The 25855-nt window shown below is 59.6% G+C and carries 28 protein-coding genes, 1 pseudogene and 1 riboswitch; of the genes and pseudogenes, 22 read left to right on the plus strand and 7 right to left on the minus strand.

Annotation, left to right across the window (positions count from 1 at the left end):
• Positions 1 to 23 precede the first annotated feature (23 nt).
• Together H4P12_RS09985 and H4P12_RS09990 are read right to left on the minus strand one after the other, a co-directional pair.
• The gene (locus tag H4P12_RS09985; protein WP_187793544.1) at positions 24 to 722 is read right to left on the minus strand and encodes a P-loop NTPase family protein; all 699 of its coding nucleotides are present in this window, start codon (positions 720 to 722) and stop codon (positions 24 to 26) included.
• Positions 723 to 1931, minus strand: a complete 1209-nt coding sequence (locus H4P12_RS09990) for an AI-2E family transporter (protein ID WP_187793545.1) — start codon at positions 1929 to 1931, stop codon at positions 723 to 725.
• A 162-nt stretch (positions 1932 to 2093) separates the two neighbouring features.
• On the opposite strand from H4P12_RS09990, the gene proS reads away from it, so the two are divergent.
• From proS to H4P12_RS10030, 8 genes and pseudogenes are all read left to right on the plus strand, one after another.
• Entirely contained in the window at positions 2094 to 3455 is a 1362-nt protein-coding gene (gene proS / locus H4P12_RS09995) for a proline--tRNA ligase (RefSeq protein WP_187793546.1), read from the plus strand.
• Entirely contained in the window at positions 3452 to 3943 is a 492-nt protein-coding gene (locus H4P12_RS10000) for a DUF2937 family protein (protein WP_187793547.1), read from the plus strand. The genes proS and H4P12_RS10000 overlap by 4 nt, the downstream gene beginning before the upstream one ends.
• A 115-nt stretch (positions 3944 to 4058) precedes the next feature.
• Positions 4059 to 5245: pseudogene (locus H4P12_RS10005) on the plus strand (ABC transporter substrate-binding protein).
• A gap of 115 nt (positions 5246 to 5360) precedes the next feature.
• Positions 5361 to 6143, plus strand: a complete 783-nt coding sequence (locus tag H4P12_RS10010) for an ABC transporter ATP-binding protein (protein WP_187793548.1) — start codon at positions 5361 to 5363, stop codon at positions 6141 to 6143.
• On the plus strand, positions 6140 to 6973 hold the full coding sequence (locus tag H4P12_RS10015) for an ABC transporter ATP-binding protein (protein WP_187793549.1): 834 nt from the start codon (positions 6140 to 6142) through the stop codon (positions 6971 to 6973). Before H4P12_RS10010 ends, H4P12_RS10015 begins: the two co-directional genes overlap by 4 nt.
• Positions 6974 to 7057: 84 nt before the next feature.
• On the plus strand, positions 7058 to 7375 hold the full coding sequence (locus H4P12_RS10020) for a hypothetical protein (RefSeq protein ID WP_187793550.1): 318 nt from the start codon (positions 7058 to 7060) through the stop codon (positions 7373 to 7375).
• Positions 7375 to 8382, plus strand: coding sequence for a branched-chain amino acid ABC transporter permease (locus tag H4P12_RS10025; protein WP_187793551.1), 1008 nt, complete (start codon positions 7375 to 7377; stop codon positions 8380 to 8382). The genes H4P12_RS10020 and H4P12_RS10025 overlap by 1 nt, the downstream gene beginning before the upstream one ends.
• Before the next feature lie 12 nt (positions 8383 to 8394).
• Positions 8395 to 9726: a branched-chain amino acid ABC transporter permease gene (locus tag H4P12_RS10030; protein WP_187793552.1), complete on the plus strand. Its 1332-nt coding sequence runs from the start codon at positions 8395 to 8397 to the stop codon at positions 9724 to 9726.
• Between the two features lie 72 nt (positions 9727 to 9798).
• On the opposite strand, the gene H4P12_RS10035 is transcribed toward H4P12_RS10030, so the two are convergent.
• Positions 9799 to 10323 (minus strand): CAP domain-containing protein, encoded by a 525-nt coding sequence (locus tag H4P12_RS10035; RefSeq protein WP_187793553.1) that lies wholly within the window; start codon positions 10321 to 10323, stop codon positions 9799 to 9801.
• Between the two features lie 130 nt (positions 10324 to 10453).
• Here H4P12_RS10035 and guaA point away from each other — a divergent pair, with 130 nt between their 5' ends.
• On the plus strand, positions 10454 to 12007 hold the full coding sequence (guaA, locus tag H4P12_RS10040; protein WP_187793554.1) for a glutamine-hydrolyzing GMP synthase: 1554 nt from the start codon (positions 10454 to 10456) through the stop codon (positions 12005 to 12007).
• A 33-nt stretch (positions 12008 to 12040) separates the two neighbouring features.
• Here guaA and H4P12_RS10045 read toward each other — a convergent pair whose 3' ends face one another.
• On the minus strand, positions 12041 to 12259 hold the full coding sequence (locus tag H4P12_RS10045) for a hypothetical protein (protein ID WP_187793555.1): 219 nt from the start codon (positions 12257 to 12259) through the stop codon (positions 12041 to 12043).
• A 296-nt stretch (positions 12260 to 12555) separates the two neighbouring features.
• Between H4P12_RS10045 and H4P12_RS10050 the strand changes: the two genes are divergently transcribed.
• From H4P12_RS10050 to H4P12_RS10080, 7 genes are all read left to right on the plus strand, one after another.
• Positions 12556 to 13293, plus strand: coding sequence for a DUF72 domain-containing protein (locus H4P12_RS10050; protein WP_187793556.1), 738 nt, complete (start codon positions 12556 to 12558; stop codon positions 13291 to 13293).
• A gap of 9 nt (positions 13294 to 13302) precedes the next feature.
• Positions 13303 to 14106: a GNAT family N-acetyltransferase gene (locus H4P12_RS10055; protein ID WP_187793557.1), complete on the plus strand. Its 804-nt coding sequence runs from the start codon at positions 13303 to 13305 to the stop codon at positions 14104 to 14106.
• 82 nt (positions 14107 to 14188) lie between these two features.
• On the plus strand, positions 14189 to 16006 hold the full coding sequence (locus H4P12_RS10060) for a M3 family oligoendopeptidase (RefSeq protein ID WP_187793558.1): 1818 nt from the start codon (positions 14189 to 14191) through the stop codon (positions 16004 to 16006).
• On the plus strand, positions 16003 to 16476 hold the full coding sequence (locus H4P12_RS10065) for a GNAT family N-acetyltransferase (protein ID WP_187793559.1): 474 nt from the start codon (positions 16003 to 16005) through the stop codon (positions 16474 to 16476). The genes H4P12_RS10060 and H4P12_RS10065 overlap by 4 nt, the downstream gene beginning before the upstream one ends.
• 111 nt (positions 16477 to 16587) lie before the next feature.
• Positions 16588 to 17769, plus strand: coding sequence for a dipeptidase (locus tag H4P12_RS10070; RefSeq protein ID WP_187793560.1), 1182 nt, complete (start codon positions 16588 to 16590; stop codon positions 17767 to 17769).
• Positions 17770 to 17779: 10 nt separating this feature from the next.
• Positions 17780 to 18163 carry a D-ribose pyranase gene (gene rbsD / locus H4P12_RS10075; RefSeq protein ID WP_187793561.1) on the plus strand — a complete coding sequence of 128 codons (384 nt, stop codon included), beginning with the start codon at positions 17780 to 17782 and terminating at the stop codon, positions 18161 to 18163.
• A 60-nt stretch (positions 18164 to 18223) separates the two neighbouring features.
• On the plus strand, positions 18224 to 18370 hold the full coding sequence (locus tag H4P12_RS10080) for an entericidin A/B family lipoprotein (protein WP_187793562.1): 147 nt from the start codon (positions 18224 to 18226) through the stop codon (positions 18368 to 18370).
• A 76-nt stretch (positions 18371 to 18446) separates the two neighbouring features.
• On the opposite strand, the gene H4P12_RS10085 is transcribed toward H4P12_RS10080, so the two are convergent.
• Complete coding sequence (locus tag H4P12_RS10085; protein ID WP_187793563.1) at positions 18447 to 19826, minus strand: GntP family permease; 1380 nt, start codon at positions 19824 to 19826, stop codon at positions 18447 to 18449.
• Positions 19827 to 20206: 380 nt separating this feature from the next.
• On the opposite strand from H4P12_RS10085, the gene H4P12_RS19030 reads away from it, so the two are divergent.
• The 3 genes from H4P12_RS19030 to H4P12_RS10095 all read left to right on the plus strand — a co-directional run bounded on the left by H4P12_RS19030 (position 20207) and on the right by H4P12_RS10095 (position 21047).
• Positions 20207 to 20329 (plus strand): hypothetical protein, encoded by a 123-nt coding sequence (locus tag H4P12_RS19030; RefSeq protein ID WP_281390437.1) that lies wholly within the window; start codon positions 20207 to 20209, stop codon positions 20327 to 20329.
• Positions 20330 to 20425: 96 nt separating this feature from the next.
• Positions 20426 to 20809 (plus strand): hypothetical protein, encoded by a 384-nt coding sequence (locus tag H4P12_RS10090; RefSeq protein ID WP_187793564.1) that lies wholly within the window; start codon positions 20426 to 20428, stop codon positions 20807 to 20809.
• A 100-nt stretch (positions 20810 to 20909) separates the two neighbouring features.
• Positions 20910 to 21047 (plus strand): hypothetical protein, encoded by a 138-nt coding sequence (locus H4P12_RS10095; RefSeq protein WP_187793565.1) that lies wholly within the window; start codon positions 20910 to 20912, stop codon positions 21045 to 21047.
• A gap of 202 nt (positions 21048 to 21249) precedes the next feature.
• On the opposite strand, the gene lepA is transcribed toward H4P12_RS10095, so the two are convergent.
• Complete coding sequence (gene lepA / locus H4P12_RS10100) at positions 21250 to 23049, minus strand: translation elongation factor 4 (protein WP_187793566.1); 1800 nt, start codon at positions 23047 to 23049, stop codon at positions 21250 to 21252.
• A gap of 41 nt (positions 23050 to 23090) precedes the next feature.
• The gene (locus H4P12_RS10105; protein WP_187793567.1) at positions 23091 to 24065 is read right to left on the minus strand and encodes a DMT family transporter; all 975 of its coding nucleotides are present in this window, start codon (positions 24063 to 24065) and stop codon (positions 23091 to 23093) included.
• A 101-nt stretch (positions 24066 to 24166) separates the two neighbouring features.
• Here H4P12_RS10105 and H4P12_RS10110 point away from each other — a divergent pair, with 101 nt between their 5' ends.
• The 3 genes from H4P12_RS10110 (at position 24167) to H4P12_RS10120 (ending at position 25522) form a co-directional block, all read left to right on the plus strand.
• A complete protein-coding gene (locus H4P12_RS10110) occupies positions 24167 to 24355 on the plus strand; it encodes a heavy-metal-associated domain-containing protein (protein ID WP_187793568.1) in 189 nt (62 codons plus the stop codon).
• A 174-nt stretch (positions 24356 to 24529) separates the two neighbouring features.
• Positions 24530 to 24832, plus strand: coding sequence for a hypothetical protein (locus H4P12_RS10115; protein WP_187793569.1), 303 nt, complete (start codon positions 24530 to 24532; stop codon positions 24830 to 24832).
• A 9-nt stretch (positions 24833 to 24841) separates the two neighbouring features.
• On the plus strand, positions 24842 to 25522 hold the full coding sequence (locus H4P12_RS10120) for a Sir2 family NAD-dependent protein deacetylase (protein WP_187793570.1): 681 nt from the start codon (positions 24842 to 24844) through the stop codon (positions 25520 to 25522).
• A gap of 64 nt (positions 25523 to 25586) precedes the next feature.
• Positions 25587 to 25779: riboswitch (cobalamin riboswitch) on the plus strand.
• The last annotated feature ends 76 nt before the right edge of the window (positions 25780 to 25855 follow it).

Here is a 25855-nt window from a genome sequence, read left to right on the forward strand (position 1 = left end):
CAAATCGGGGCTGTTTGACCGGATCATGCGCCAGCAATTGACAGATTGTCCAGCAATTCGGCCGCTAAACGACGTGTTATCGGGCGCTTACCGGCCATTGCGGTTCTGTCCAGCGCAATGACCAGACGCCGGGCCAGGCCAAGATCACGGTCCATGCGCAAAACCAGCCATTCGATCAATTCGGCTGATACTGCCTGCTGCCGGTCAGCAAACAGCTTGACCAGCACGGCAGCCAGTAAAGGTTCATCCGGCGAACCAAGCCGCACCAGCGGCATTGCCTGCATCCGGCTACGCAGATCCGGTAACACCAGCTCCCAGTCACGCGGCGGCGTCCGGGCCGTCAACAGCATCAGGCAATCGCGCGCACCACAAAGGTTCCACAGATGGAACAGTGTCTGTTCTGCCCCTGCTGCGCGTCCGGTCCGGTCCGCATCCTCGATCACCAATGCGCCATCCTGAACCGCCAGTTGGTCGGCCATGTCGGGGCGCAAACCAGATGCCTTGACCCGCCGCGCACCGTTTTCGGCAGCCCAGAACGCCGCCATATGGGTTTTGCCCGCCCCCTCCGGGCCAACCAGCAACATCCGGCCCTGAGGCCATTCCTGCGGTGCATCCAGCATCACCAGCGCCTGCATATTGGCCTGCGCAGGCAAAAAATCCGCCCGCGAATGTGCGGGCGGCGTTGTCAGGTCCAGTGTCAGTTGACGGGAAGCTCCGACCATCTATTCGGGTGACCTGCGATCATGTTCTTCCGGCATCGTTTGCAACATGCCCTGGGCGCGCTCGCGATCCGCGGACCATCGCGCGTTGCGGATCTGAGTTTCGACCGTGCCGCGTGGAACAACCTCGACCAACATCGGCTGACCCGGTTCTGGCGGCAAGGCCTGTCCGGTATAAAGCGCACTTTCGCGGTATCGTTCGACCATGAAACGGGTCAGGACACCCAAAGTCGCCGCCAGCGGCACCGCCGCGACCATCCCGACAAAACCGAAAAGCACACCAAAGACAGACAAGGCCAGCAGCAACCAGACCGGATGCAGGCCGACACTGCCGCCGACGATCTTGGGTTGCAGATAATTCCCTTCGACGACCTGTCCAGTCACGAAGATTGCCGCCACCGCCGCTATCCACACCGGGTCGCCCCAGAAGCTGAACAACGCCACGCCGATGGCCGTCACACCGCCGATCAGCACGCCGACGTAAGGGATGAACGACAACACTGCCGCCATGATGCCGATGAAAAAACCAAAAGGCAGGCCGACCAGCATCAGCATAATCGAATACCATGTGCCAAGGATCAGGATCACCAGCCCCTGACCGCGCACGAAGCCCGACAGCGCCTGATCGATCTCGCGGGCAAGGCGGCGGATCGTGCTTGCATGCTCACGCGGCAACAGGTGGTCGACTTCGGCAACCATCCGGTCCCAGTCAAGCAGCAGATAGAAGGCCACGACCGGCACGATGACCAGCAGGGCAACCACGCTGATCATTCCGCCAACCGACGACATCACCGTTTGAGCGACATTGCTCCATTGTTCTCGAAACGCGTCGCTCAACTCTGTCAGGGCCTGGTCCCAATTCCCGCCTTCGGGCAGCAATTGGGGGAAACGGGCGGACAGAATGTCTTGCGCCTTCTGGAACATCTCGGGCGCCGTTTCCACCAGCGATGTCGCCTGTCGCACCAGAATCGGCACAACCAACAAGACGATCGTGACCAGTAGCAGAACCGCAATGGCACTGATGGTGACCACTGACATCGTCCGCGACAGCCCTGCCCTTTCAAGCCGGTCAGCCACCGGGTCCAGCAGATAGGCGACCCCGGCCCCAAGGATAAATGGCAGGATCGCCTGTCCCAGCAACCACATCGTCGCGAACAGCAGTGCGGCGGCGACGCCCCACCAGACTATCTGTTTTTGGACAGGAATCCGCATCACTAACTCCCAGGACGAAATGTCGGTGCAATTTGACCGTCCTGCGCGTTGGTTGCAAGGCATAGCGGCAAAGGCTGCGGCATCATCCGGCACAGGTTCTTGGCATTGGCGACCTGATCCGGTATCGCTGCAACCCAGCATTCCGTTGTAAGGATCCCGCATATGCGTCTGTCGCGCTACTTCCTGCCCGTGTTGAAGGAAGACCCCAAAGAAGCCCAGATCGTCAGCCACCGTCTGATGCTGCGTGCCGGCATGATCAAACAGCAGGCGGCGGGTATCTATTCATGGCTGCCGCTGGGCTACAAGGTGCTGAAACGCATCGAGCAGATCGTGCATGAGGAACAACAGCGCGCGGGTCATGTTCCCTTGCTGATGCCCACCCTGCAATCGGCGGATCTGTGGCGCGAAAGCGGCCGCTATGACGATTACGGCGAGGAAATGCTGCGCATCAAGGATCGCCACAAGCGTGACCTGCTTTATGGCCCCACCAACGAAGAGATGATCACCGACATCTTCCGCAGCAACGTCAGCAGTTACAAGGATTTGCCGCTGACGCTGTATCATATCCAGTGGAAATTCCGCGACGAGATCCGCCCGCGCTTTGGCGTCATGCGCGGCCGCGAGTTCCTGATGAAGGACGGCTATAACTTCGACCTGACCAAGGAAGACGCGCTGCATGCCTATAACCGGCATCTGGTCAGCTATCTGCGCACCTATGAGCGCATGGGCCTGCAAGCCATTCCGATGCGCGCCGATGGCGGCCCGATTGGCGGCGATTATACGCATGAATTTCTGGTTCTGGCCGAAACCGGCGAATCAGAGGTTTTCTATGACAGCCAGATTACCGATCTGACCTTTGGCGACCGTCAGATCAACTACGACAGCGTCGAAGAATGTCAGGCCGTGCTGGAGGAATTCACCAGCCGCTATGCCCGCACTGATGAAACCCATGACGAAGCCGTCTTCGCCCAGATCCCCGAAGAACGCCGCCGCACCGCGCGCGGGATCGAAGTGGGCCAGATCTTCTATTTCGGCACCAAATATTCCGAACCGATGGGCGCGACGGTTGTCGGCCCCGATGGCAACCGCGTGCCTGTCCATATGGGCAGCCATGGCATCGGCGTTTCCCGCCTGCTGGGTGCCATCATCGAAGCAAACCACGACGACAAGGGCATCATCTGGCCCGAGGGCGTGACCCCCTTCCATGTCGGTATCGTCAACCTGAAACAGGGCGACGTATCGACCGACAGCGCCTGCGAAGCCATCTATAACGAGTTGCGCACGCGCGGTATGGACCCGCTTTACGATGACCGCGACGAACGCGCGGGTGCGAAATTCGCGACGATGGATCTGATCGGTCTGCCCTGGCGCATCACGGTCGGACCGCGCGGCCTTGCCAATAACAAGGTTGAACTGACCGACCGGCGTAGCGGCGAAAGCCAAGAGCTGTCCCCGCAAGAGGCGGTTGAGCGTCTCAGCAAAATCTATCAGCCGATCTTCGCCTTGTCGGCACCCACGGCATGATGGGGTTTCTGCGGCTGACAGTGGCGCTGATTTGCGCCATCTGCCTGTCCCAATTCCCGGCCTTTTCAGACCAGTATGTTCAAAGGCTGGGCGGCCAGGTCGACAGCCTGACCCGTGTGGCATCCGAATTTGATGCCAGCGCACGCCGCGCCGACATGACACGCGAACAGGCGCTGGCGGATCTTTCCGGCAGCAATTTCCGTGACGCGCATCAGGCGGATATGCGCAGCACATTTGCACGGTTGGAACATGCTGAAAGCGACCTGGCAATGTTGCGGCTTGCTTCACCGCTGGAACGAATGGCGCTGCCGCATCGCCTGCGTGACACCGAAACCCTGACCGCAACCTGGGGCGATTTCCGGCCAGCCATTCCGGTAACTGCTGCGGGCCTTTGGGCGGCGGGAATCGGCTTTGCCTTGGGCTGGATGGCGATGACACTGCTGGGCTTTCTGTTCCGACGACGCCCAGAGCCTGTCGGATGGCGCTAACACCTGAAAACTTGACGCAAGAGGCAGGTTCCGCCTGCGACAACATGCTTTCCTTTTAAGCACGGCGCTTCTAACCTGCCGCGCAGGACACAGTTCCAACTGGGAGACTAAAAGAATGAAAAAACTTCTTCTCGCAACGGCCTCGACCGCAATTCTGGCGGCCGGAATGGCCAATGCCGAAGACATCAAGCTGGGCACCTCGTTCGGTTTTACCGGTCCGCTTGAATCGATGTCACCAGCCATGCAGGCGGGCGTCGAACTGGCAGCGAAAGAAATCAACGATTCCGGCAAATTCATGGACGGCTCGACCGTGACGATTGTTCGGGGCGATTCGACCTGTGTGGACGCCGCCGCAGCCACCGCAACTGTCGAGCGTCTGATCACGTCGGAAGGCGTGAAGGGCATCGTCGGGGGCATGTGTTCGGGCGAAACCATCGCCTCGCTGGAAAACGTCGCCAAGCCGAATGGCATCGTCATGATCTCGCCCTCGGCCACCTCGCCTGCGCTATCGACGATCGACGATGGCGGCCTGTTCTTCCGCACCTCGCCTTCGGATGCGCGTCAGGGCGAAGTCATGGCTGACATCATCCTTGGCAAAGACATCAAGAACGTCGCCGTCACCTATACCAACAACGACTATGGCAAGGGTCTGGCAGACAGCTTTGCGGCAGCGTTAAGGAAAAAGGTGGCACCGTCACCACGAACAGCGCCCATGACGACGGCAAGGCCGACTATTCGGCGGAAGTCGCCGCACTGGCCGCTGCCGGTGGTGATGCGCTGGTTGTGGCGGGCTATGTTGACCAAGGCGGCTCGGGCATCGTTCGTGGCGCACTGGACAGCGGCGCGTTTGAAACCTTCGTCTTCCCTGACGGCATGGTTTCGCAGGCGCTGGTCGACAATTTCGGTCCCGAAATCGATGGCAGCTTTGGCCAGAACCCGGCCGCAGAAGGCGAAGGCCGCGACAAGTTCGTCGAAATGGCCAAAGCGGCAAACTTCGACGGCACTGGTGCATTCTCGGCTGAATCCTATGATGCGGCGGCGCTGATCCTGTTGTCGATGGCTGCTGCAAAAAGCAGTGACCCGGCGGTTTACAAGGATCAGGTGATGAATGTCGCCAACGCTCCGGGTGAAAAAATCCTGCCGGGTGAACTGGGCAAGGCATTGGAGATCCTCAGCGGCGGCGGCGATATCGACTATGTCGGCGCCTCTGCCGTCGAAATGGTCGAGCCGGGTGAAAGCGCTGGCGTCTATCGCGAGGTGGCGTTCGAGGACGGTGCCATGACGGTGGTCGGCTACCGCTAAGCCCTGCAAAATGACACGGTCCGGCAACCTTCTTTGGGCGCCGGGCCGTTTTTTATAACAAAAACCGCATTTCGCGGACATACTTCACCAAAGACGTGAAGACAGGGAAAAAGGTATGATCAGGGTCGAAGACCTTCACCGACATTTCGGCGGATTTCGCGCCGTTGACGGGGCCAGCCTGACGATCGAGACCGGTTCGATCACCGGGTTGATCGGCCCCAATGGCGCTGGAAAATCAACGCTGTTCAATGTCATCGCGGGTGTGCTGCCACCCACCTCGGGCCGCGTCACCATGGATGGCGAGGATATCACCGGCCTGCCCCCGCATGAGTTGTTTCACAAGGGCCTGCTGCGCACCTTTCAGTTGGCGCATGAGTTTTCGTCGATGACCGTGCGTGAAAACCTGATGATGGTTCCGGGCGGCCAAACCGGCGAGACAATCTGGAAAACCTGGTTCCAGCGTGGCCGGATCGAACGGGAAGAGGCCGATCTGCGCAAGAAAGCAGACGAGGTTCTGGACTTCCTGACCATCAGCCATGTTGCAAATGAAAAGGCGGGAAATCTGTCGGGCGGCCAGAAAAAGCTGTTGGAGTTGGGCCGCACGATGATGGTCGATGCCAAGGTCGTCTTTCTGGACGAGGTGGGCGCGGGCGTGAACCGCACGTTGCTGGGCACCATTGCCGATGCGATTCTGCGTCTGAACAGGGAACGCGGCTACACCTTCTGCGTGATCGAGCACGATATGGATTTCATTGGCAAAATCTGTGATCCGGTCATCGTCATGGCCGAAGGCAAGGTGCTGGCGACCGGCAGTGCCCAGGACATCATGCAGAATGAAGACGTGATCGAATCTTATTTGGGACGCGGTCTGAAGAATAAAGACATGGTGGGCGCATGAGCGACACAGACAAGGCATTTGGAAATCGCGGCAATCGTGACGCCTCGATCGTGAATACCAAGGGTCAGGGCACATTCGACGGCAGCCGCAAATCCGGTGCGACCGGACCGGCGCGCGACGGCACGCCTTTTCTGATCGGCGAAAGCATGTCGGGCGGATACGGCCGTGGCCCCGACATTCTGCATGACTGCACCATTGCCGTGGACAAAGGCGAGATCGCCGTGATCGTCGGCCCGAACGGCGCTGGCAAATCCACCGCCATGAAGGCGCTGTTCGGCATGCTGGATCTGCGCAAGGGCAGCGTCTGCCTGAACGGTCGCGACATTACCGCGCTGAATCCGCAAGACCGGGTCAAGGCCGGAATGGGTTTCGTGCCGCAGGTGAACAACATCTTCCCTTCGATGACGGTTCAGGAAAATCTGGAAATGGGCGCGTTCATTCGCAACGACGATATTCGCCAGACTTTGCAACAGGTTTATGAACTGTTCCCGGCCGTGGCCGAAAAGCGCAAGCAGGCGGCCGGTGAATTGTCCGGTGGCCAACGTCAGCAGGTGGCCGTTGGTCGCGCATTGATGACCCGCCCCGATGTGCTGATGCTGGACGAGCCGACCGCAGGCGTCAGCCCCATCGTCATGGATGAATTGTTTGACCGCATCATTGCCATCGCACGCGGCGGGATGCCCGTTCTGATGGTCGAACAGAATGCCCAGCAGGCCATGAACATAGCCGACAAGGCCTATGTTCTGGTGCAGGGTGCGAATGCCCATACCGGCACCGGCAAGGAACTGATGGCCAATGAAGAGGTGCGTCGCACCTTCCTGGGGGGCTGATCGTTGCGCAAACCATTCCTCCCGCTTGCTCTGGCTGTGTCGGTGGCAATACCGGCTATGGCCGCTTCGCCCCAACTGGCCGGCATGACGTGCAATTTTGAAACGGAATGCACCGACAGTGATTGCGCCGACAGCAGCTATTCCGCGACGGTGCAGATGACGGCGGCGCGGCCGGTCGATTCACACCTGACCATCATGTCGGCGGTGTTCTCTGACGTATCGGAAACCTACGAAATGCAGGGCAAGATTGTCGATGGCAATCGGCGCATGTTCAACATGGACAGCACGGCAGGCGCGCGCCTGCTGACAATCGCTGCGGACGGCACCGCCCGTTACACCAACCATATTGCGGAACCACTTATGGCAATGACCTATCTTGGCCAGTGCAAGGAGGACCGCTGATGGATATCCTCAATGCCCTCGTGGCCTTTCTGAACTTCGTTTTCATCCCAGCAGCGACCTATGGTGCGCAGCTTGCGCTTGGTGCGCTTGGCGTGACGCTGATCTATGGCATCCTGCGGTTTTCAAACTTTGCGCATGGCGACACCATGGCCTTTGGCACGGCCATCACCATCATGGTGACCTGGGGGCTGCAGGCGCTTGGCATCTCGCTTAGCCCGTTGCCCACGGCCCTGCTGGCCCTGCCTGTCGGGATCGCGGCAACGGCGCTGGTCGTGTTGGGCACGGACCGCGTGGTGTATCGCTTCTATCGCGTGCAAAAAGCCGCGCCGATCATATTGGTGATGGCGTCGGTGGGCGTCATGTTCCTGATGAACGGTCTGACCCGCCTGTTGATCGGCGTGGATGAGATCCGTTTCGATGACGGCGCACGTTTCATCATCAATGTGCGTGACTTCCGCGAATGGACTGGGTTGCAGGAAGGTCTGGCCCTGCGCACGACACAAGTTCTGACACTGGTGGTCGCGGTATTGGTGGTCTGGGCGCTGTTCTGGTTCCTGAACCGCACCAAGTCGGGCAAGGCGATGCGCGCCTATTCCGACAACGAAGATCTGGCGTTGCTGTCGGGGATCGATCCAGAAAAGGTCGTTCGCATGACCTGGATCATCGCCGCTGGCTTGGCGACCATTGCGGGCGTGCTTTACGGTTTGGACAAGTCCTTCAAGGCCTTCAACTACTTCCAGATCCTGCTGCCCATCTTTGCCGCCGCCATCGTGGGCGGTCTGGGCAATCCTTTGGGGGCTATCGCGGGCGGGTTCGTCGTTGCCTTTTCCGAGGTTGCGATCACCTATCCCTGGGCCAAAGTGGCCGGCTATCTGTTTCCCGACTGGCAACCTGACGGGCTGCTGCAACTGTTGGGCACGGAATATAAGTTCGCCGTCAGCTTCGTGATCCTGATTATCGTTCTGCTGTTCAAGCCCACCGGGCTGTTCCGCGGCAAGTCGGTGTAAGGGGGACATAACATGGCTACCAATCGTCAAGCCGCAGCGACAAGCCCCTGGCGTGCGCCGATCTTTTTCGCGATCCTTGCGGTGCTGTTCATTCTGGAAGGCACTGTCCGCAATTCGATGTTTTCGGGCAGTTGGAATACCTCGCTTGCAATCCTGAACATGGGGCTGATCTCGGCCATCACGGCTTTGGGCGTGAACATGCAATGGGGCTATGCCGGGCTGTTCAACGTAGGTGTCGTGGGCTTTATTGCCCTCGGCGGGCTTGCGCCCGTGTTGGTATCTCTCCCCGCCGTCGAGGGTGCGTGGTCCGCTGGTGGCCCGCGTCTGCTGTTGTCGCTTCTGATCGGCCTTGGCACGCTGGCCCTGGCAAAGATCACCTGGATGAAAACCCGCAGCGGATGGATCGTCGCCGCCGTGCTGGTGATCGGATTTTTCGTCTATCGCTGGCTGTTTGATCCGGCCGTCATTGCAATCGAAGCGAACAACCCGTCGCGCAACGGCAATATCGGTGGCCTTGGCCTGCCTGTCCTGCTGTCATGGCTGGCGGGTGGCCTGTTTGCGGCAATCGCCGCATGGGCCATCGGCAAGGTGGCACTTGGCCTGCGGTCGGACTATCTTGCCATCGCCACGCTGGGCATCGGCGAAATCATTGTCGCAGTCCTGAAGAACGAGGACTGGCTGGCCCGTGGGGTGAAGAACATCACCTCGATCCCGCGACCGGTGCCCTATGAAATCGACTTGCAAAGCAATCCCGAATTTGTCGCATTCGCGGCCCGGTGGGGCTTTGGTGCAGCCGAGGCGTCGGGCATCTGGGTCAAGCTGTGTTATATGCTGCTGTTCCTTGTCGTTCTGCTGACCATCATCCTTCTGGCGGAACTGGCGCTGAAATCGCCATGGGGCCGGATGATGCGCGCCATCCGCGACAATGAAACCGCAGCCGAGGCGATGGGCAAGGATGTCACCGGTCGTCACCTGCAAGTCTTCGTTCTCGGCTCTGCCGTGATCGGGATTGCGGGCGCCATGATGATTACACAGGATGGGCTGATGGCGCCAACGGGCTATAACCCGCTGCGCTATACCTTCCTGATCTGGGTGATGGTGATTGTGGGCGGCTCTGGCAACAATTGGGGGGCTGTTCTGGGGGCCGTCCTGATCTGGTTCCTGTGGATCAAGGTCGAGGTATGGGGCCCAACACTGATCGGCTTCCTTGTGACACCTTTGCCCGATGGCGGGTTCAAAACGCACCTGCTGGACAGTGCCCCGCATATGCGGTTCATCGTGATGGGGCTGGTGCTGCTGTTGGTGCTGCGCTTCGCGCCACGCGGGCTGGTGCCGGAAAAATAAGTCATTCGGCAGATCAAACGAAAAGACGCGCTGCCTGTCAGCGCGCCTTTTTGGTTTGCGTTATCGCTCGTATCAACGGCAATCATCGCCCAGGACAAGGCTCCACCAGATGCGACCATCAGGGCCGCGTGCCGCCCCTGCCCCGATCTTGTCCGAGACCTGCCCCAACAATTCGGCGCGATGCGGCATCGACACCGCCCACCGACGCGCAACGGCTTCGGCGCTGCCGCCAACGGCAACCAATTGCGCCACACCACAGGTTGGAAACCCCGCCGACCGTGCGCGATCAACGATATTCGTGCCGTCTGAACCTGTGACGCTGGGCTGTCCCTGCCCGACGATGTCGCAGGCATGGGCCTGAGCGATCAGGTTCAGCTTTTCATCAGCCTCAAGAATGGATTTCTGCTGCGAGCCGCGTTCCTGATTGGCCGCGTCAATCATCGCCTGCTGCAGCGAGGCGTCACCACCGCACATGCCAGCCGAAACTCCGTCAGCCTCGGCATCGGCAAACATATCATCCTCGGCCGAACCACTCCGATTACACCCCGCGAATGCGGCAACAGCGATCATGGCAATGGTTGCAAGACGTAGTGACATAGACAAATACCCTTTCTGGCTTGTTTCGCAGGGGTAACGGCAACGTCTCCCGAAGTCACGGAGTTCCTGTCAGACGGCCACGCGGTCCCCCCCTCTTGCGTCAATCGGGTTCCACGCTTAAAGCGCATTTATGACCCAGCATCAGCGCCTTCTTATCATCGACTTCGGCTCTCAGGTGACACAGCTGATTGCGCGCCGCCTGCGTGAGCTGAACATCTATTGCGAAATTCATCCCTATCAGAACGTCACTCAGGCGTTCCTGAATGAATTCGCCCCAAAGGCCGTCATCCTCTCGGGCGGCCCAGACAGCGTGACGCGCGAAGGATCGCCTCGCGCGCCGGAAAACCTGTGGACCCTGGGTGTGCCGGTCTTTGGCATTTGCTATGGGCAGCAGACGATGATGGCCCAGCTTGGCGGCAATGTCGAAGCAGGCCACCACGCTGAATATGGCCGCGCCTATGTGACACCGGCACCGGGTCACAAGAAGGACGGCATTTTCGCCGGACTGACGGATCGTGAACAGGTCTGGATGAGCCATGGCGACCGCGTGACCGAATTGGCCCCGGGGTTCGAGGTGATCGGCACGTCGCCCAACGCGCCCTTCGCGATCACCGCCGACGAGACCCGCGGCTTCTACGCCGTCCAGTTCCACCCCGAGGTGCATCACACCCCGAATGGCAAACTGATGCTGGAAAACTTCGTCAAGATGGCGGGCTTTACCGGCGACTGGACCATGGCCGCCTATAAGGACGAAGCGATCCGCAAGATCCGCGAACAAGTTGGCGACAAGAAAGTCATCTGCGGTCTGTCGGGCGGCGTCGACAGCAGTGTTGCAGCGGTGCTGATCCACGAAGCCATTGGCGATCAACTGACCTGCGTTTTCGTCGATCACGGCCTTCTGCGCCTGAACGAGGCCGAAGAAGTCGTCAGCATGTTCCGCGACAATTACAACATCCCGCTGATCCATGCGGATGAAGCCGACCTGTTCATCGGCGCATTGGAAGGCGTTTCCGACCCGGAGGTCAAGCGCAAGACCATTGGCAAGCTGTTCATCGACGTATTCCAGAAATACGCCAACCAGATCGACGGCGCCGAGTTTCTGGCCCAGGGCACGCTGTATCCGGACGTGATTGAAAGCGTCAGTTTTAGCGGCGGGCCGTCGGTCACGATCAAGTCTCACCACAATGTCGGCGGCCTGCCCGAAAAGATGGGCTTGAAACTGGTCGAGCCGCTGCGCGAATTGTTCAAGGACGAGGTTCGCGCATTGGGCCGCGAACTGGGCCTGCCCGAGAAATTCATCGGCCGCCATCCCTTCCCGGGTCCCGGCCTCGCCATCCGCTGCCCCGGTGAGATCACCCGCGAAAAGCTGGACATCCTGCGCCGCGCCGATGCCGTCTTTATCGACCAGATCCGCAAGCATGATCTTTACGATGACATCTGGCAGGCATTCGTGGCCATTCTGCCGGTCAAGACAGTAGGCGTGATGGGCGACGGACGCACCTATGATTATGCCTGCGCATTGCGGGCGGTGACGTCGGTTGATGGGATGACGGCGGATTACTATCCCTTCACCCATGAGTTCCTGGGCGAGACCGCGACCCGGATCATCAATGAAGTCAAGGGCATCAATCGTTGCACCTATGACATCACGTCGAAGCCGCCGGGCACGATTGAATGGGAATAGCAGAAAGGGCGGGGGCAGACCCCGCCTTTTCTTTTAGTGCGCGTGGGCGCTTTGAACGCGCCGCTCGTTCATCGCCTGCCGCATGATCTGAAACGCGGATGACAGGACCAACCCCATGATCTGCGCTTCAGGGGCAGCAACAAAGAACATGCGCCAGATGATCCAGCCGAACACCCACAGACCCATCGGCAACAGGCTGCTCCCTTTGATCAAGGCGGTATTCGTTCGCACGGCCACCGATGCTCCGATCACCGCCAGCAATATGATTGCAGCAGCCCGACACTGACCGTGCCAGCAGGCAAATCAGATCGCCTCGGGACAATTGGCGGATGTTCGTGACCGGATCGCCAAGCTGCAATCGCTGGAGGCAGAACTGGCCCGAATTGTCGATCACTGCTCGGGCGATGGCGTGGCCGGGCGGTGCTACGTTCCAAGATTCTTGCCGATCACCAGCTTTGCGGCGGTGAACATCAGCGCCTATGGCCTTCTCGGCAAGTCTCACCTAGCCTGTCGCCGACCGATCAATCGTCCTGGCAGAGGTTTGGCAGATGAAGAATATCCGCATCGGCATTGGCGGCTGGAATTTCCCCGAATGGCGCAATGGCGTGTTCTATCCCGACGATCTGCCGCAGCGGCGTGAACTGGAATTTGCCAGCCGCGCCCTGACCAGCATCGAAATCAACGCGACCTATTACGGCAGCCAGAAGCCCGAAAGCTTTCAGAAATGGCATGACGAAACGCCGGATGACTTCGTCTTTGCCGTCAAGGCTTCGCGCTTTGCCACCAATCGCAAGATCATGGCCGAGGCCGGCGAAAGCGTTGGGCGGTTTCTGAACTCGGGCATTTCCCGGCTTGGATCAAAACTGGGACCGATCAACTGGCAACTGGCCGAGACGAAGAAATTCGACCCTGACGATTTCGCCGGTTTTCTGAAACTGCTGCCCGCCACGCTGGATGGCTTGACCCTTCGCCACGCGGTCGAGGCGCGCCATGACAGTTTCGCCGCCGATGATGCCATCGCGCTGTGCCGTCAACATGGCGTCGCGCTGATCCGTTCGGGTGACAGCAAATTCCCTGAAATCGACGCGAATACCGCAGATTTCGCCTATCTGCGGATCATGGGCACAACCGATCAACCGCAGGGGTATTCCGATGCCGATCTGGATCGCTGGGCCGATCAGGCCAAGGAAATCGCGAAAGATCGCGATCTTTATCTTTATGTGATTTCGGGCCAGAAGATCCGCAATCCTGCCGCAGCGCAGGCGTTGATCGAACGGATAAAATAAGGATCGCAGATGAGCTGTGCTTGCGGACATCACCACCCTGCCCGCCCGGTCTGCGCCGTCGGCAAGCCCGTCACACTGGCCACGCCGTTGCTCGCGTTGTCAGGACGGCTGATCTGCGCGGATACGGCACAGATGCTGCTGGCGATGGATTTGCTGCCCGACCATGTGCGACTTAGCCGGGCCGAGCCGGGCTGCCTGCGTTTTGACATTGCACAGGACAGCGATCCCCTGATCTGGAACCTGTCAGAGCTGTTCATCAATCGTGCCGCCTTCGAGGCGCATCAGGACCGGACTGCGGCCTCGACTTGGGGACAGAACAGCAAAGATCTGACCCGCGATTATACGCGACACGAGGTTGATCTGATGATCCGCCCGGAAACGCCCGCTGATGTCGGGGCGATCGACGACCTGCTGCAGGTTGCTTTTGAAGGTCGCGATGAAGCGCGGCTGGTGCGGGCGCTGCGCGATCAGGGTGATCTGCCGATCTCTTTGGTGGTCGAGGCGGAAGGCTATATCATCGGCCACATCGCGCTGTCCCCCCTGACCGCAGAACAGCCCGCCTATGCGTTGGCCCCGCTGGCTGTTCACCCAAAGGCGCAACGGCTGGGCATTGGTGGCGCGCTGATTGATGAGGCGATGGCCAGAACGGGGGAAACGCCCATCGTCGTGCTGGGAGATCCGGCCTATTACGCCCGCTTTGGTTTCAAACATGCCGATCTGAAATCACCCTATGCAGGGCCATATCTGCAAATCATGGGCGATCTGCCGGTGCAATGCGAAATCCACTACGCGTCTGCCTTTGCCGAGCTGTGATCCAGGGGGGTAATTCCTCTGCCAAGCCTTGCGGATACGGCTGCCACGGTCCAAATCTAGTGCAAAGATGAAAGGACCGATCATGGCAGGACAAATGACTTTCGACGCGGCTGAAGCAACGAAAGGCGCCTTGCTGGGCGCATTGCCCGAATGGGATCTGACCGACCTGTATCCCGCACCGGATTCGCCCCAGCTGAGGGCCGATATCGCCAGTCTGGAAACGCAGGCCAATGATTTCGCTGCCCGCTATCAGGGTAAGTTGGCCGATCTGACGCCCGCTGAAATGCTGGCCGCGATTGAGGCGTATCAGCAAATCGACATTATCGGCGGCCGGATCATGTCCTATGCTGGACTGCGCTATTACCAGAACACCACCGACGCCGAGCGCGCCAAGACATTGGGCGACCTGCAAGGGCGGATCACCGACATCACAACGCCGCTGGTCTTTTTCAGCCTGGAGTTCAACCGCATCCCCGATGACACCTATGAGGCGGTCTTTACTGCCGCCGATGGTCCTGCCCGCTACAAGCCCGTGTTCGACCGCATGCGCGCCATGCGCCCGCACCAGTTGTCGGACGAGCTGGAACAATTCCTGCATGACAATTCGGTTGTCGGGGCTGCTGCGTGGAACCGCCTGTTCGACGAAACCACAGCCGCACTGGAATTCGACGTTGACGGCGAAATGATGGGCATCGAGTCCACGCTGAACCTGCTGACCGAACACGACCGCGCCAAACGCGAAGCGGCTGCCCATGCGCTGGCCAAAGTGTTCGGCGACAATATCAAGCTGTTCGCCCGCATCCACAATACGCTGGCCAAGGAAAAGGCCATTGAGGACAAGTGGCGCAAGATGCCGACGCCGCAATACGGCCGCCACCTGTCGAACCATGTCGAACCCGAAGTGGTCGAGGCGTTGCGCGACGCCGTCACCGCCGCCTATCCGCGCCTGTCGCATCGCTATTACGCGCTGAAAGCGAAATGGCTGGGGCTGGAGAAATTGCAGGTCTGGGACCGCAATGCCCCCTTGCCGACCGACACGCCGAAGACGATCAACTGGGCCGAGGCACGCTCGACCGTTCTGGATGCTTACGGTGATTTCTCGCCCAGGCTTGCGGAACTGGCCAAGCCGTTCTTTGACAAGGGCTGGATTGATGCGGGCGTGAAGCCGGGCAAGGCACCGGGCGCCTTTGCGCATCCGACCGTCACCACTGTCCACCCCTACGTCATGCTGAACTATCTGGGCAAACCGCGCGACGTCATGACGCTGGCGCATGAATTGGGCCATGGCGTTCACCAACGTCTGGCCGCTGGTCAGGGCGAGTTGCTGTCCTCGACCCCGCTGACGCTGGCGGAAACGGCGTCTGTCTTTGGCGAAATGCTGACCTTCCGCGCATTGCTGGCCAAGACCACCGAACCGGCGCAGAAAAAGGCGCTGCTGGCTGGCAAGGTCGAGGATATGATCAACACCGTCGTGCGCCAGATCGCGTTCTATGATTTCGAGGTCAAGCTGCATGCCGCACGCGCCGAAGGTGAACTGACGCCGGACGATATCAATGCATTGTGGATGTCGGTTCAGGCCGAAAGCCTTGGCCCGGTATTCGAGTTCATGCCGGGCTATGAAACCTTCTGGACCTATATCCCGCATTTTGTGCATTCGCCGTTCTACGTCTATGCCTACGCGTTTGGCGATGGTTTGGTGAATGCGCTTTACGCAGCCTATGAGGACGGTCTGCCCGATTTCCAGCAGAAATATTTTGACCTTCTGGCCGCTGGCGGGTCCAAGCACCACAAGGAATTGCTGGCACCGTTCGGGCTTGATGCCAGCGATCCAGCCTTCTGGGACAAGGGTCTGTCGATGATAGAGGGCTTCATTGATGAGCTTGAGGCGCTGGAGCAGTGATCACCCTTTATCCGCTGGCGAAGGATGATCCTTCGCCAGTCGCCCATATCGCCGTCCACCCTGAGCAAGAGCCGTTTTGCGGAACGATTGCCGGTCATTTTGCCGAGAATGAACCTGCCTGCGATTTTCACCAGATTCAGCGTGGCGGTGTTGCTGTAGGATTCTTCAAGATCGACCGCGCCTATCATGAGAGATATGATTTTGCGGGCGCCACTGATTTGGGTTTGCGAGGCGTCATGATCGACGCCAGCGAACAGGGGCGCGGCACCGGCACAGCCGCCATGGCCGCCCTGCGCAGCTATCTATCGGGCAGTTATCCGGATTTTTCAGCCGTCTACCTGACCGTGAATATGGTTAATCCTGCGGCGATTACAGCCTATCGCAAGGCTGGATTCGTGGATACCGGCGGCATCTGGCCGCATGGTCGGATGGGGCCGCAGCATGTCATGCGGATGCACCTGCCAGGTTAGGGGCTGCCGCCCCCGAGCGCGCCGAGGCGCGCTCTCCCCCGCGGATATTTCTGCACAGGAGACATGGCGCAGGCTTCGTGACACGATATGTTTGCAGCAAGGGAGAGACGGATGTTCAAGCGAATTCTGGTGACGCTATTGGCCTTGGTCGTGGTGGGGGCAATAGCGTTCTTTTCCTTGGCACCGGCCTATGTCGAGCGTGGTTTGAACCCGTTGCGCATGCCTGATGGCGGCTGGCCTGTCAGTGCCGAAGCACAGGCGTTGCATGACCGGCTGGTGATCGGCGATTGGCACAGCGACGCTCTTTTATGGGACCGCGATATCCTGAAGCAAGTCCAGCGTGGCCATACGGATGTGCCCCGTCTGTTGGAGGGCAATGTCGCGGTGCAGGTGTTTACGACCGTCACCAAAAGTCCGCGCGGCCAGAATTACGATCAGAACAGTACCGAAGCCCCCGACAACATCACCCCGCTTTTCATCGGGCAGTTACGTCCGATCCGGTCGTGGTTTTCGCTGAGAGAGCGGGCCCTAGTTCAGGCGGAAGCTTTGACCCGTGCCGAGAGAGCCGAACCGGAGCGGTTGAAGATCATCCGAACGCGTGCGGACCTGCGCACCGTTCTGGACGCACGCGCAGATGGGAAACAGGTTCTTGGTGCGATCCTTGGATCGGAAGGCGGGCATCCTTTGGAAGGCGATCTGGCAAATCTGGATGCGCTTTATGATGCCGGGTTTCGGTTGATGGGCCTGACCCATTTCTTCGACAATGAGTTAGGCGGCAGTTTGCATGGCGAAGGGGGCAGCGGATCGGGGCTTAGCGCCTTTGGCCACGACGTCGTCAAAGGCATGATCGCCAAAGGAATGGTGATTGATGTGGCGCATTCCTCGCCGCAGATGGTGCGGGATGTGTTGGCGATTGAGGGCGCGCGCCCCGTTCTGTCACATACCGGCATTCACGGTCACTGTGGCAGCCATCGCAATCTGGATGATGATCTTGTCGCAGCTATCGCAGCCAAGGGCGGGGTCATCGGTATCGGCTACTGGGCTGATGTTGTCTGTGGCAACACCCCTGCGGATATCGCGGGCAGTATCATCGCCGCGATTGATCTGGTGGGGGAAGATCACGTGTCATTGGGGTCAGACTATGATGGGTCGGTTGACGCGCCCTTCGATGCAGCACATCTGTCCGCGCTGACACAGGCCCTGATGGATGCTGGGTTGTCCGAGGTGCAGATCACAAAGGTCATGGGCGGCAACATGATGCGCTATCTGGCAGAAACTTTGCCTGAAAATTAAGGAAATCTGGATGAAACGTGGGAAACTTCTGAACGCGGAATTGTCGGGCCTTGTCGCTTCGATGGGACATGGCGATCTGATTGTAGTGGGAGATGCCGGATTACCCGTGCCATCGGGGGTTGTCTGTATCGATTTGGCTGTCACCGGCGGCGTACCGGAAATGTTTCAAGTGCTGGATGCATTGCTGTCTGAACTGGTGGTCGAACGGTCGGCCATTGCCGTTGAAGCGTCGGAAGATCTGTCTGAACATTTCCGCAAACGCGATATCGGGACAGTCGAAACGGTCACGCATGAGGAGTTCAAGCGCATCAGCGCCGATGCCCGCGCAATTATCAGAACCGGCGAATTTACCCCCTACGCCAATATTTGTCTTTGGTCGGGTGTCGCATTTTGACAGGGAACCCACAGCAAGTGATCGCGTTGTAATCGCAGGGATTTGCAAAGGAGTTGAATGATGAAAACGAAAATTCTGGGCATCGGTGCGGTTCTGGCTGTGATGGCATTGTCCGCCTGCGAGACTGTCCAAGGGGCGGGGCGGGATCTTTCGACCGCAGGACAGGTCGTGCAGCAGGAAAGCGCACAGGCTCAATCACAAATGTAATCCTGCGCAAAGCGGGACTTGGCGAAATGAAAAGGCGGCCTTCGGGGCCGCCTTTGTTTTTCCATTTTCGGCCAGCTTAAAACAGCATCCAGCCGATCCAGGCGAACGAAAATCCGATCACGCCCAGAAGCGTTTCAAGCACGGTCCAGGTCTTCAGCGTGGTTTTTTCATCCATTCCCAGAAAGCGGCCAACCAGCCAGAAGCCAGAATCGTTCACATGGCTCAGCACGGTCGAGCCACAGGCAATCGCGATCACAAGAAAACACAGATCCAGCCCACTAAGTCCGGTCGTTGCTGCGACTGTTGGCGCGATCAGACCGGCCGTCGTCGTCAGCGCCACCGTTGCCGATCCCTGTGCCACACGCAGCGCCGTCGCCACCAGGAAGGCCGCAACGATCAGCGGCAGGCCGATTTGTTCCAGCGAGCCGGCCAGCGCCTGACCGATACCGCTGGCGCGCAGAACGCCACCAAACATGCCGCCTGCACCAGTGACCAGAATGATCGCACAGACCGGCCCAAGTGAATCATTCATGATCTTTTCGATCTCGGATGCGGTGCGGCCGACACCCAGCTTCCACATCGCGTAAAGCACCGTGATCAACAGCGCGACAGCGGTTTGACCCAGCATCCGCAAGATATTGACCCACAAGGCATCGCCGTCCACAAGGCCCATCGTCGCCAATGTTCCCAAGCCCGTATTCAGAAAGATCAAAGCCAAGGGCAGCATCAATACCGACAGAACAGTGCCGAATTTCGGCAGATCCTGCGGTGCGACCTGTTTCACATCCCCCATGACCGCCGGGACCGGCAGATCGAATTTCTTACCCGCGTAAAGACCGTAAAGATAGCCTCCGAAATACCAGGTCGGCAGGCCAATGATCAGACCGACGATCAGCAGAAGCCCCATATCGGCCCCCAACAGATCGCCAGCCGCGACCGGCCCGGGATGGGGTGGCACAAAGGCATGCATGACCGCAAACGCCCCTGCCGCAGGCAAGGCATAGGTCAACACCGAGCCGCCAAAGCGCCTTGCGACCGAAAAGATGATCGGCAGCATGACGACCAGTCCCGCGTCAAAGAAGATCGGAAAACCGAACAAAAGCGAGGCCACGCCAAGCGCCAAGGGTGCGCGGCTTTCACCGAATATCTGGATCAGCCGATCAGCCAACACCTGCGCGCCGCCCGTCACCTCTAGCAGGCGGCCGATCATGGCGCCGAAACCGACAAGAATCGCGACCGAAGCCAACGTGCTGCCAAAGCCGCTGAGCATGGTTGGAACGACATCCGCAAATGGGATTTTCGTCGCAAGGGCGGTCAGCAGACTGACCAGCACCAGCGCGACAAAGGCATGCAGCTTGAACCGCAGAATCAGAACCAACAGCACTGCAACAGCAGCCGCTGCGATCAACAGCAACGGGCCAGTGCCATAGGCGGGCTCGACGACAGGGTTATTCATTATCCCCTCCCTACAGGGTTGAAATCATTCATACGAACGGGCGTTTGCTTGCAAAACGGCAATAACGATTGTCAGGGCAAGCGCAAGAACGGCAGTCCGGATAGTGTAGGACCAGCCGCAATGCGCCGAAAGGGCAAATTACCCTACGTTTTCAGGGCCATGCTGCAGGCGATTTGGTCGGTGTTCCGTCCGGTCCAGCCCGTGGATCGTCTGACAAATACTTATCCGGCCGATCTGCGTTTGCCGATACGTTTGGTTTAGTATAGTCGTTACAGAGATATGATATCTTTTCTCTGCCAGGAGATTTAAGCATGAAGAACCCTTGGCTCAGCGCGTGGCTGTCGACAGCAAACCAAATGACCTCGACTTCGCGCGCTTTGATGTCTGCCGAAATACAGCGTCAGCAAGGCGCCATGATCGAGGCTTGGAACGATGCAGTCATCGAATTCTGGACACGCATCTGGTTTCCGTGGTTACCGACGGATCGCAAACGGCGAAAATAGGGTCGCGCCCGGATCGTCTGGCGGGGCGGCGATCACCGGACAGGCTTGCCAAATGCCCAAACAGGCACGAACCTGAATTTTCACAAGGGGGGAGCCATGCGACTGATCGTTCTTGCGATGCTGATGTTTCCGCTGCCAGCGGCGGCCTTTACAGCGCAAAATGGCATGACTGCGGTTCAGATCAGCCCGACCGAGATTGAGGTGCTGTTTCACCCTCGCCGCAGCGATACGGATTATTGGTGCGCCGCCGGCGATTTCGCGCAGCGCGCCATGGGAAACCCCACTAAAACGCGCCTTTGGCGCGCCTCGCCCAAGCCACGCGAGGCCGGTGGCGGGATTATCTTTACCCTTGACCCGATGCGCAAAGCCGAAGGTGCGGGCCTGTCGCATTTCGGCGCGGGACCACAGGACGGGTCAATTTCGGTCGGGATGGCGGTGGGCAGTTATTGCCACATCGTCGTGCCGTTCTGGGACGATTAGCAGGGGGCACCGCAAGTCCACTGGGCGTACACAAGCTGTACACACAGCGTACACAGCTTGTTTGCGACGCTGTCTTGACCTTTCCGGGCAGAGTCGCGTCATGTCGCGATATGTCCGCCCTCGCCTGTCCGGCGTTTCGATCTTCTTCAGCTTCGCTCTGGCGACGCAAGGAACAACACCGCTGACCGACCGGATCGGGTTTATGCGCGATGCTGGCGGTCTTGTCGCGGTGAGATGACGAAACGGCCCGTAGATCGGGCCCGCCCGGCCACTCCGACCATTCTCATTCCAACAGAATTGCCGGTGGTGACGGCGGGCAGAGATGCCGGGCTGACGTCCGGCCTGCCGAACAGTCGCTCGGATGGCGTTGAGTTTCGCAGCAAAGACTTATTCAGAAGCTATAAAAATATCAGCAAGGTCTGCTGTATTTGCCGCTTTCATCACCCATCCATCTTCAACGCCTGAATAAACGCGGTCTGCGGGATCTCGACCTTGCCGAACTGGCGCATCTTCTTTTTTCCGGCCTTCTGCTTTTCCAGCAGCTTCTTCTTGCGCGTGGCGTCGCCGCCATAGCATTTCGCGGTCACGTCCTTGCGCATGGCCGACAGCGTTTCGCGGGCGATGACGCGGGAACCGATGGCTGCCTGAATCGGGATCTTGAACATGTGGCGCGGGATCAGCTCTTTCAGCTTTTCGACCATGACGCGGCCACGCGCCTCGGCGCGGTCGCGGTGGACCATGATCGACAGGGCATCCACAGGTTCGTCGTTCACAAGGATCGACATCTTGACCAGAAAATCTTCCCGATATTCCGACAGTTGATAGTCGAACGACGCATAGCCCTTGGTCACGGATTTCAGGCGGTCATAGAAATCAAAGACCACCTCGGCCAGCGGCAAGTCATAGACCACCATGGCGCGCTGCCCGGCATAGGTCAGGTCCAGCTGGATGCCGCGGCGGTCCTGGCACAGTTTCAGCACGTCGCCCAGATATTCGTCGGGCACCATGATGGTGGCCTTGATGCGCGGCTCTTCGATGTGATCGACATAGGTCAGGTCGGGCATGTCGGCGGGGTTGTGCAGGTCGCGGACCTCGCCATCCTTCATATGCAGCTTGAAGACCACGCTTGGGGCGGTGGTGATCAGGTCCAGATCGTATTCGCGTTCCAGACGGTCGCGGACGACCTCGAGATGCAGAAGGCCCAAGAAGCCGCAGCGGAAACCGAAGCCGAGGGCGGCTGAGGTTTCCATTTCATAGCTGAAACTGGCGTCGTTCAGGGCCAGTTTCTCAATCGCATCGCGCAACGCCTCGAAATCATTGGCATCGACCGGGAACAGGCCGCAGAAAACCACGGGTTGCGCGGGTTTGAAGCCCGGCAGCGGTTTGTCGGTCGGTTTGCGTTCATGCGTGATGGTATCGCCGACGCGGGTGTCACGGACTTGCTTGATCGACGCGGTGAAAACGCCGATCTCACCCGGTCCCAATTCGTCGATATCGCGCATCGCAGGGGTCAGGACCGCCAGCTTGTCAAGGCGATAGCTGGCGCCGGTCTGCATCATCTTGACCTGATCGCCCTTCTTGATGACGCCATCCATGACGCGGATCATCACGACCACGCCCAGATAGGCGTCATACCATGAATCGACCAGCATGGCCTTCAAGGGCGCATTCCGATCGCCCTTGGGTGCGGGCAGACGGGTGACGATCGCTTCCAGAACATCAGGAATGCCCAACCCGGTCTTGGCGCTGATCGGGACGGCATCCGAGGCATCGATCCCGATCACGTCCTCGATGTTTTCCTTGACCCGCTCTGGCTCGGCCGCTGGCAGGTCGATCTTGTTCAGAACCGGCACGATTTCATGGCCGGCATCAATGGCCTGATAGACATTGGCCAGGGTCTGCGCCTCGACCCCCTGGCTGGCATCGACGACCAGCAGGCTGCCTTCGACGGCGCGCATGGAGCGGCTGACCTCATAGGCGAAATCCACGTGACCGGGGGTGTCGATCAGGTTCAGGATATAGGTTTTGCCATCCTTGGCCGGATAGGAAATCCTGACCGTGTTGGCCTTGATCGTGATACCGCGTTCACGTTCGATATCCATGCTGTCCAGCAACTGGGCCTTCATGTCGCGTTCGGCGACAGTTCCCGTCATCTGGATCAGCCGGTCGGCCAAGGTGGATTTGCCGTGGTCGATATGGGCCACGATCGAAAAATTGCGGATGAGATCAAGGTCGGTCATGCGCCGCATATACAGGGGCGAATTGGGCGCGGAAAGGGGGATTATCGCGCCGGGCCGCCTGTGTCCTGACGTTCTTCGGGCAGGTCACGCCGGGGCGGGTCGACCATGACCGACACATTGCCCGCATGGTCCGCCGGTGCCCATGAATCACGACGCTTGCGGCGGGCTTCGCGCCACATCGTATAGATGCCCGATCCGACGATGATCACCGCCCCCAACAGGGTCAGCGCATCCGGGCGTTCGCCAAAGATCACCACGCCAAGGATCAGGGCAAAGACGATCCGGGCATAACGAAACGGCGCAATCGCAGCGACAGGTGCAATACGGGTGGCGATGACCATGGACAGATACCCGCCAAGGCCAAAGCACAGCGCCGCGAAGAGATAGGCGACCTCTCCGCCGGCTGGCAGCCGCACGGTGGCGTGCTGAAAGACCGCCAGTGCGATCCCGGCCAATCCTGTCGCCAGAAAGGCGCTGGCCGTCAGCGCGTCCGACGATACATGCGCGGGCACGCGGCGCGTTGCCAGATCGCGCACGGTCAGCATCGCCACCGCGCCAAGCGCCAGAAGCGAGGCCAGCTGGAACGCCTGACTGCCCGGACGCACGATCAGCAGAACACCGACAAAGCCCACGATGATCGATACCCAACGGCGCCAACCGACCTGTTCGCCCAGCAGAAGCGCGGCCCCAAGGGTCATGGTCAGCGGCAGCGCCTGAATGATGGCCGAAGCTGTCGACAGATCGCCAATCGCAAGGGCCGACGCGTAGCAGACGGCGCATCCCGCCTCACCCAGATTGCGCAGGACGACCATCGGGTGCAGCAGATCACGGCTCCACAGCCTGATCCCGCGTGCAGCCATAAGCCCCCAGAACAGCAACCCGCCCGCGATGCCAAGGCAGGCCATGATGACGCCCGTGGGCAGGCTGGCCGTCAGCAGCTTGATGAACACATCCTCGAAGGCGAACAGGCCCATGCTGATCACCATCAGCGCCGCTGCTTTCTGATGTCCTTGCATGTGCGACCCCGTGTCAGATTGTTTCCGATCCGCTTGTGCGGCAAGATGCAGGGGAATTCCAACCCCAGATTCCAACCCCAGTCAGACGCGGAGGACGTCACATGAAGCTGACAATCACCGGAATGAGCTGCAATCATTGCAAAGCCAGCGTTGAAGACGCAATCCAGCAGGCGGGGGGCACAGCGACCGTCGACCTGGCGGCAGGCACGGCCGATATTCAGGGCGTGTCGGCCGCTGAGGCCATCGCTGCGATTCGCGCGGCTGGCTATGACGCGGCGGCGGCAAACTGACCCCCGCCTTGCCACAAGATATTGACCGGAAAGCGGGACTTGCCACACCACACGGTTCAATCACCAGAGATTGAGCGGGCGTAACATTTCTGCTATATCTTGTTGCCATGAAAGGCATTCAGACCGGGCAAACCGGCTGCCTTGCAGAGACCAGGAATCGAGGAGACAGCCCAAATGTTCAACCGCATCTTTATTGCGGCAGCAGCCATCGTCTTGACTGCACCGCTGGCGATGGCCGGCCCGATTGACAGCGCCTGCGTGCGTTCCGATCGTGCGCGCGGCAATGCACCGCTATGCGGCTGCATCCAGCAAGTCGCGAACCAGACCCTGTCGCGTTCGGATCAACGCCGCGCCGCCCGCTTTTTCCGCGAACCTCATGAGGCGCAAGAGGTGCGGATGTCGAAAAGCGATTCCGACAACGCCTTCTGGGCACGCTATAAATCCTTTGCCTCGCGGGCCGAGGCTTATTGCCGCTGAGATCGCAGGGTGCGGATCACGGTTCTGACCGGCGCTGGTATTTCTGCGGAAAGTGGTATCGCCACGTTCCGGGCCAGCGATGGTTTATGGGAACAGCATCGGATCGAGGATGTGGCGATGCCAGAAGGTTTTGCCCGCGATCCGGCGCTGGTTCATCGCTTCTATAACGCGCGTCGCGCAGCGGCAGCGGCGGCGGAACCAAACCCCGCCCATCGCGCATTGGCCGACCTGGCCAGGACGCATGACCTGACGCTGGTCACGCAGAATGTCGATGATCTGCACGAACGCGGAGGCAGCCCCGAAGTCATCCATATGCACGGATCGCTTGCCCGTGCGCTTTGCGCATCCTGCGGCGAAAGATGGGATGCCCCTGCCGTCATGTCGCCCGAAGATCCCTGCCCCTTTTGCGGCGCCAGGGCGACCCGCCCCGATATCGTCTGGTTCGGGGAAATCCCCTATGACATGGACCGCATCTGGGACGCCTTGGGGACAAGCGATTTGTTCGCCGCAATCGGCACGTCCGGCAATGTCTATCCCGCAGCGGGCTTTGTCCAACATGCCGCACGTCACGGCGTTGAATGCGTCGAACTGAACCTTGATGCCAGCGCCAATGCCCGTGACTTTGACCGGCGCATCATCGGCCCGGCATCGGAAACCGTGCCGGAATGGGTCAAAAGCCTGACCTCCTGACAACACCCCGTCACATAATTTCTGCATGCCGGCGAAACCTCTTGCCCTGCGGATCGGGATTCGGTTAACGCAAATCTGCCTCGGTTCCGGGTCGAAAGCCCGGTGAAAAGGGAACGCGGTGCAAATCCGCGACTGCCCCCGCAACTGTAAGCGGCGAGCGAAGCCGGATTACGCCACTGTCTGCAGATGCAGATGGGAAGGCCCGGCCAAGCTGCGACCCGCCTAGTCAGGAGACCTGCCGATGCAATCACCCTGGGCGCATACGGGGCGTGTGTGCAAAGCGGAGCTTCCGTCGTGGTGATGCCAATCGTCCGTCCCCGGACATTCACCACA

The organism is Paracoccus amoyensis (assembly GCF_014490725.1).
GTDB classification, from domain to species: domain Bacteria; phylum Pseudomonadota; class Alphaproteobacteria; order Rhodobacterales; family Rhodobacteraceae; genus Paracoccus; species Paracoccus amoyensis.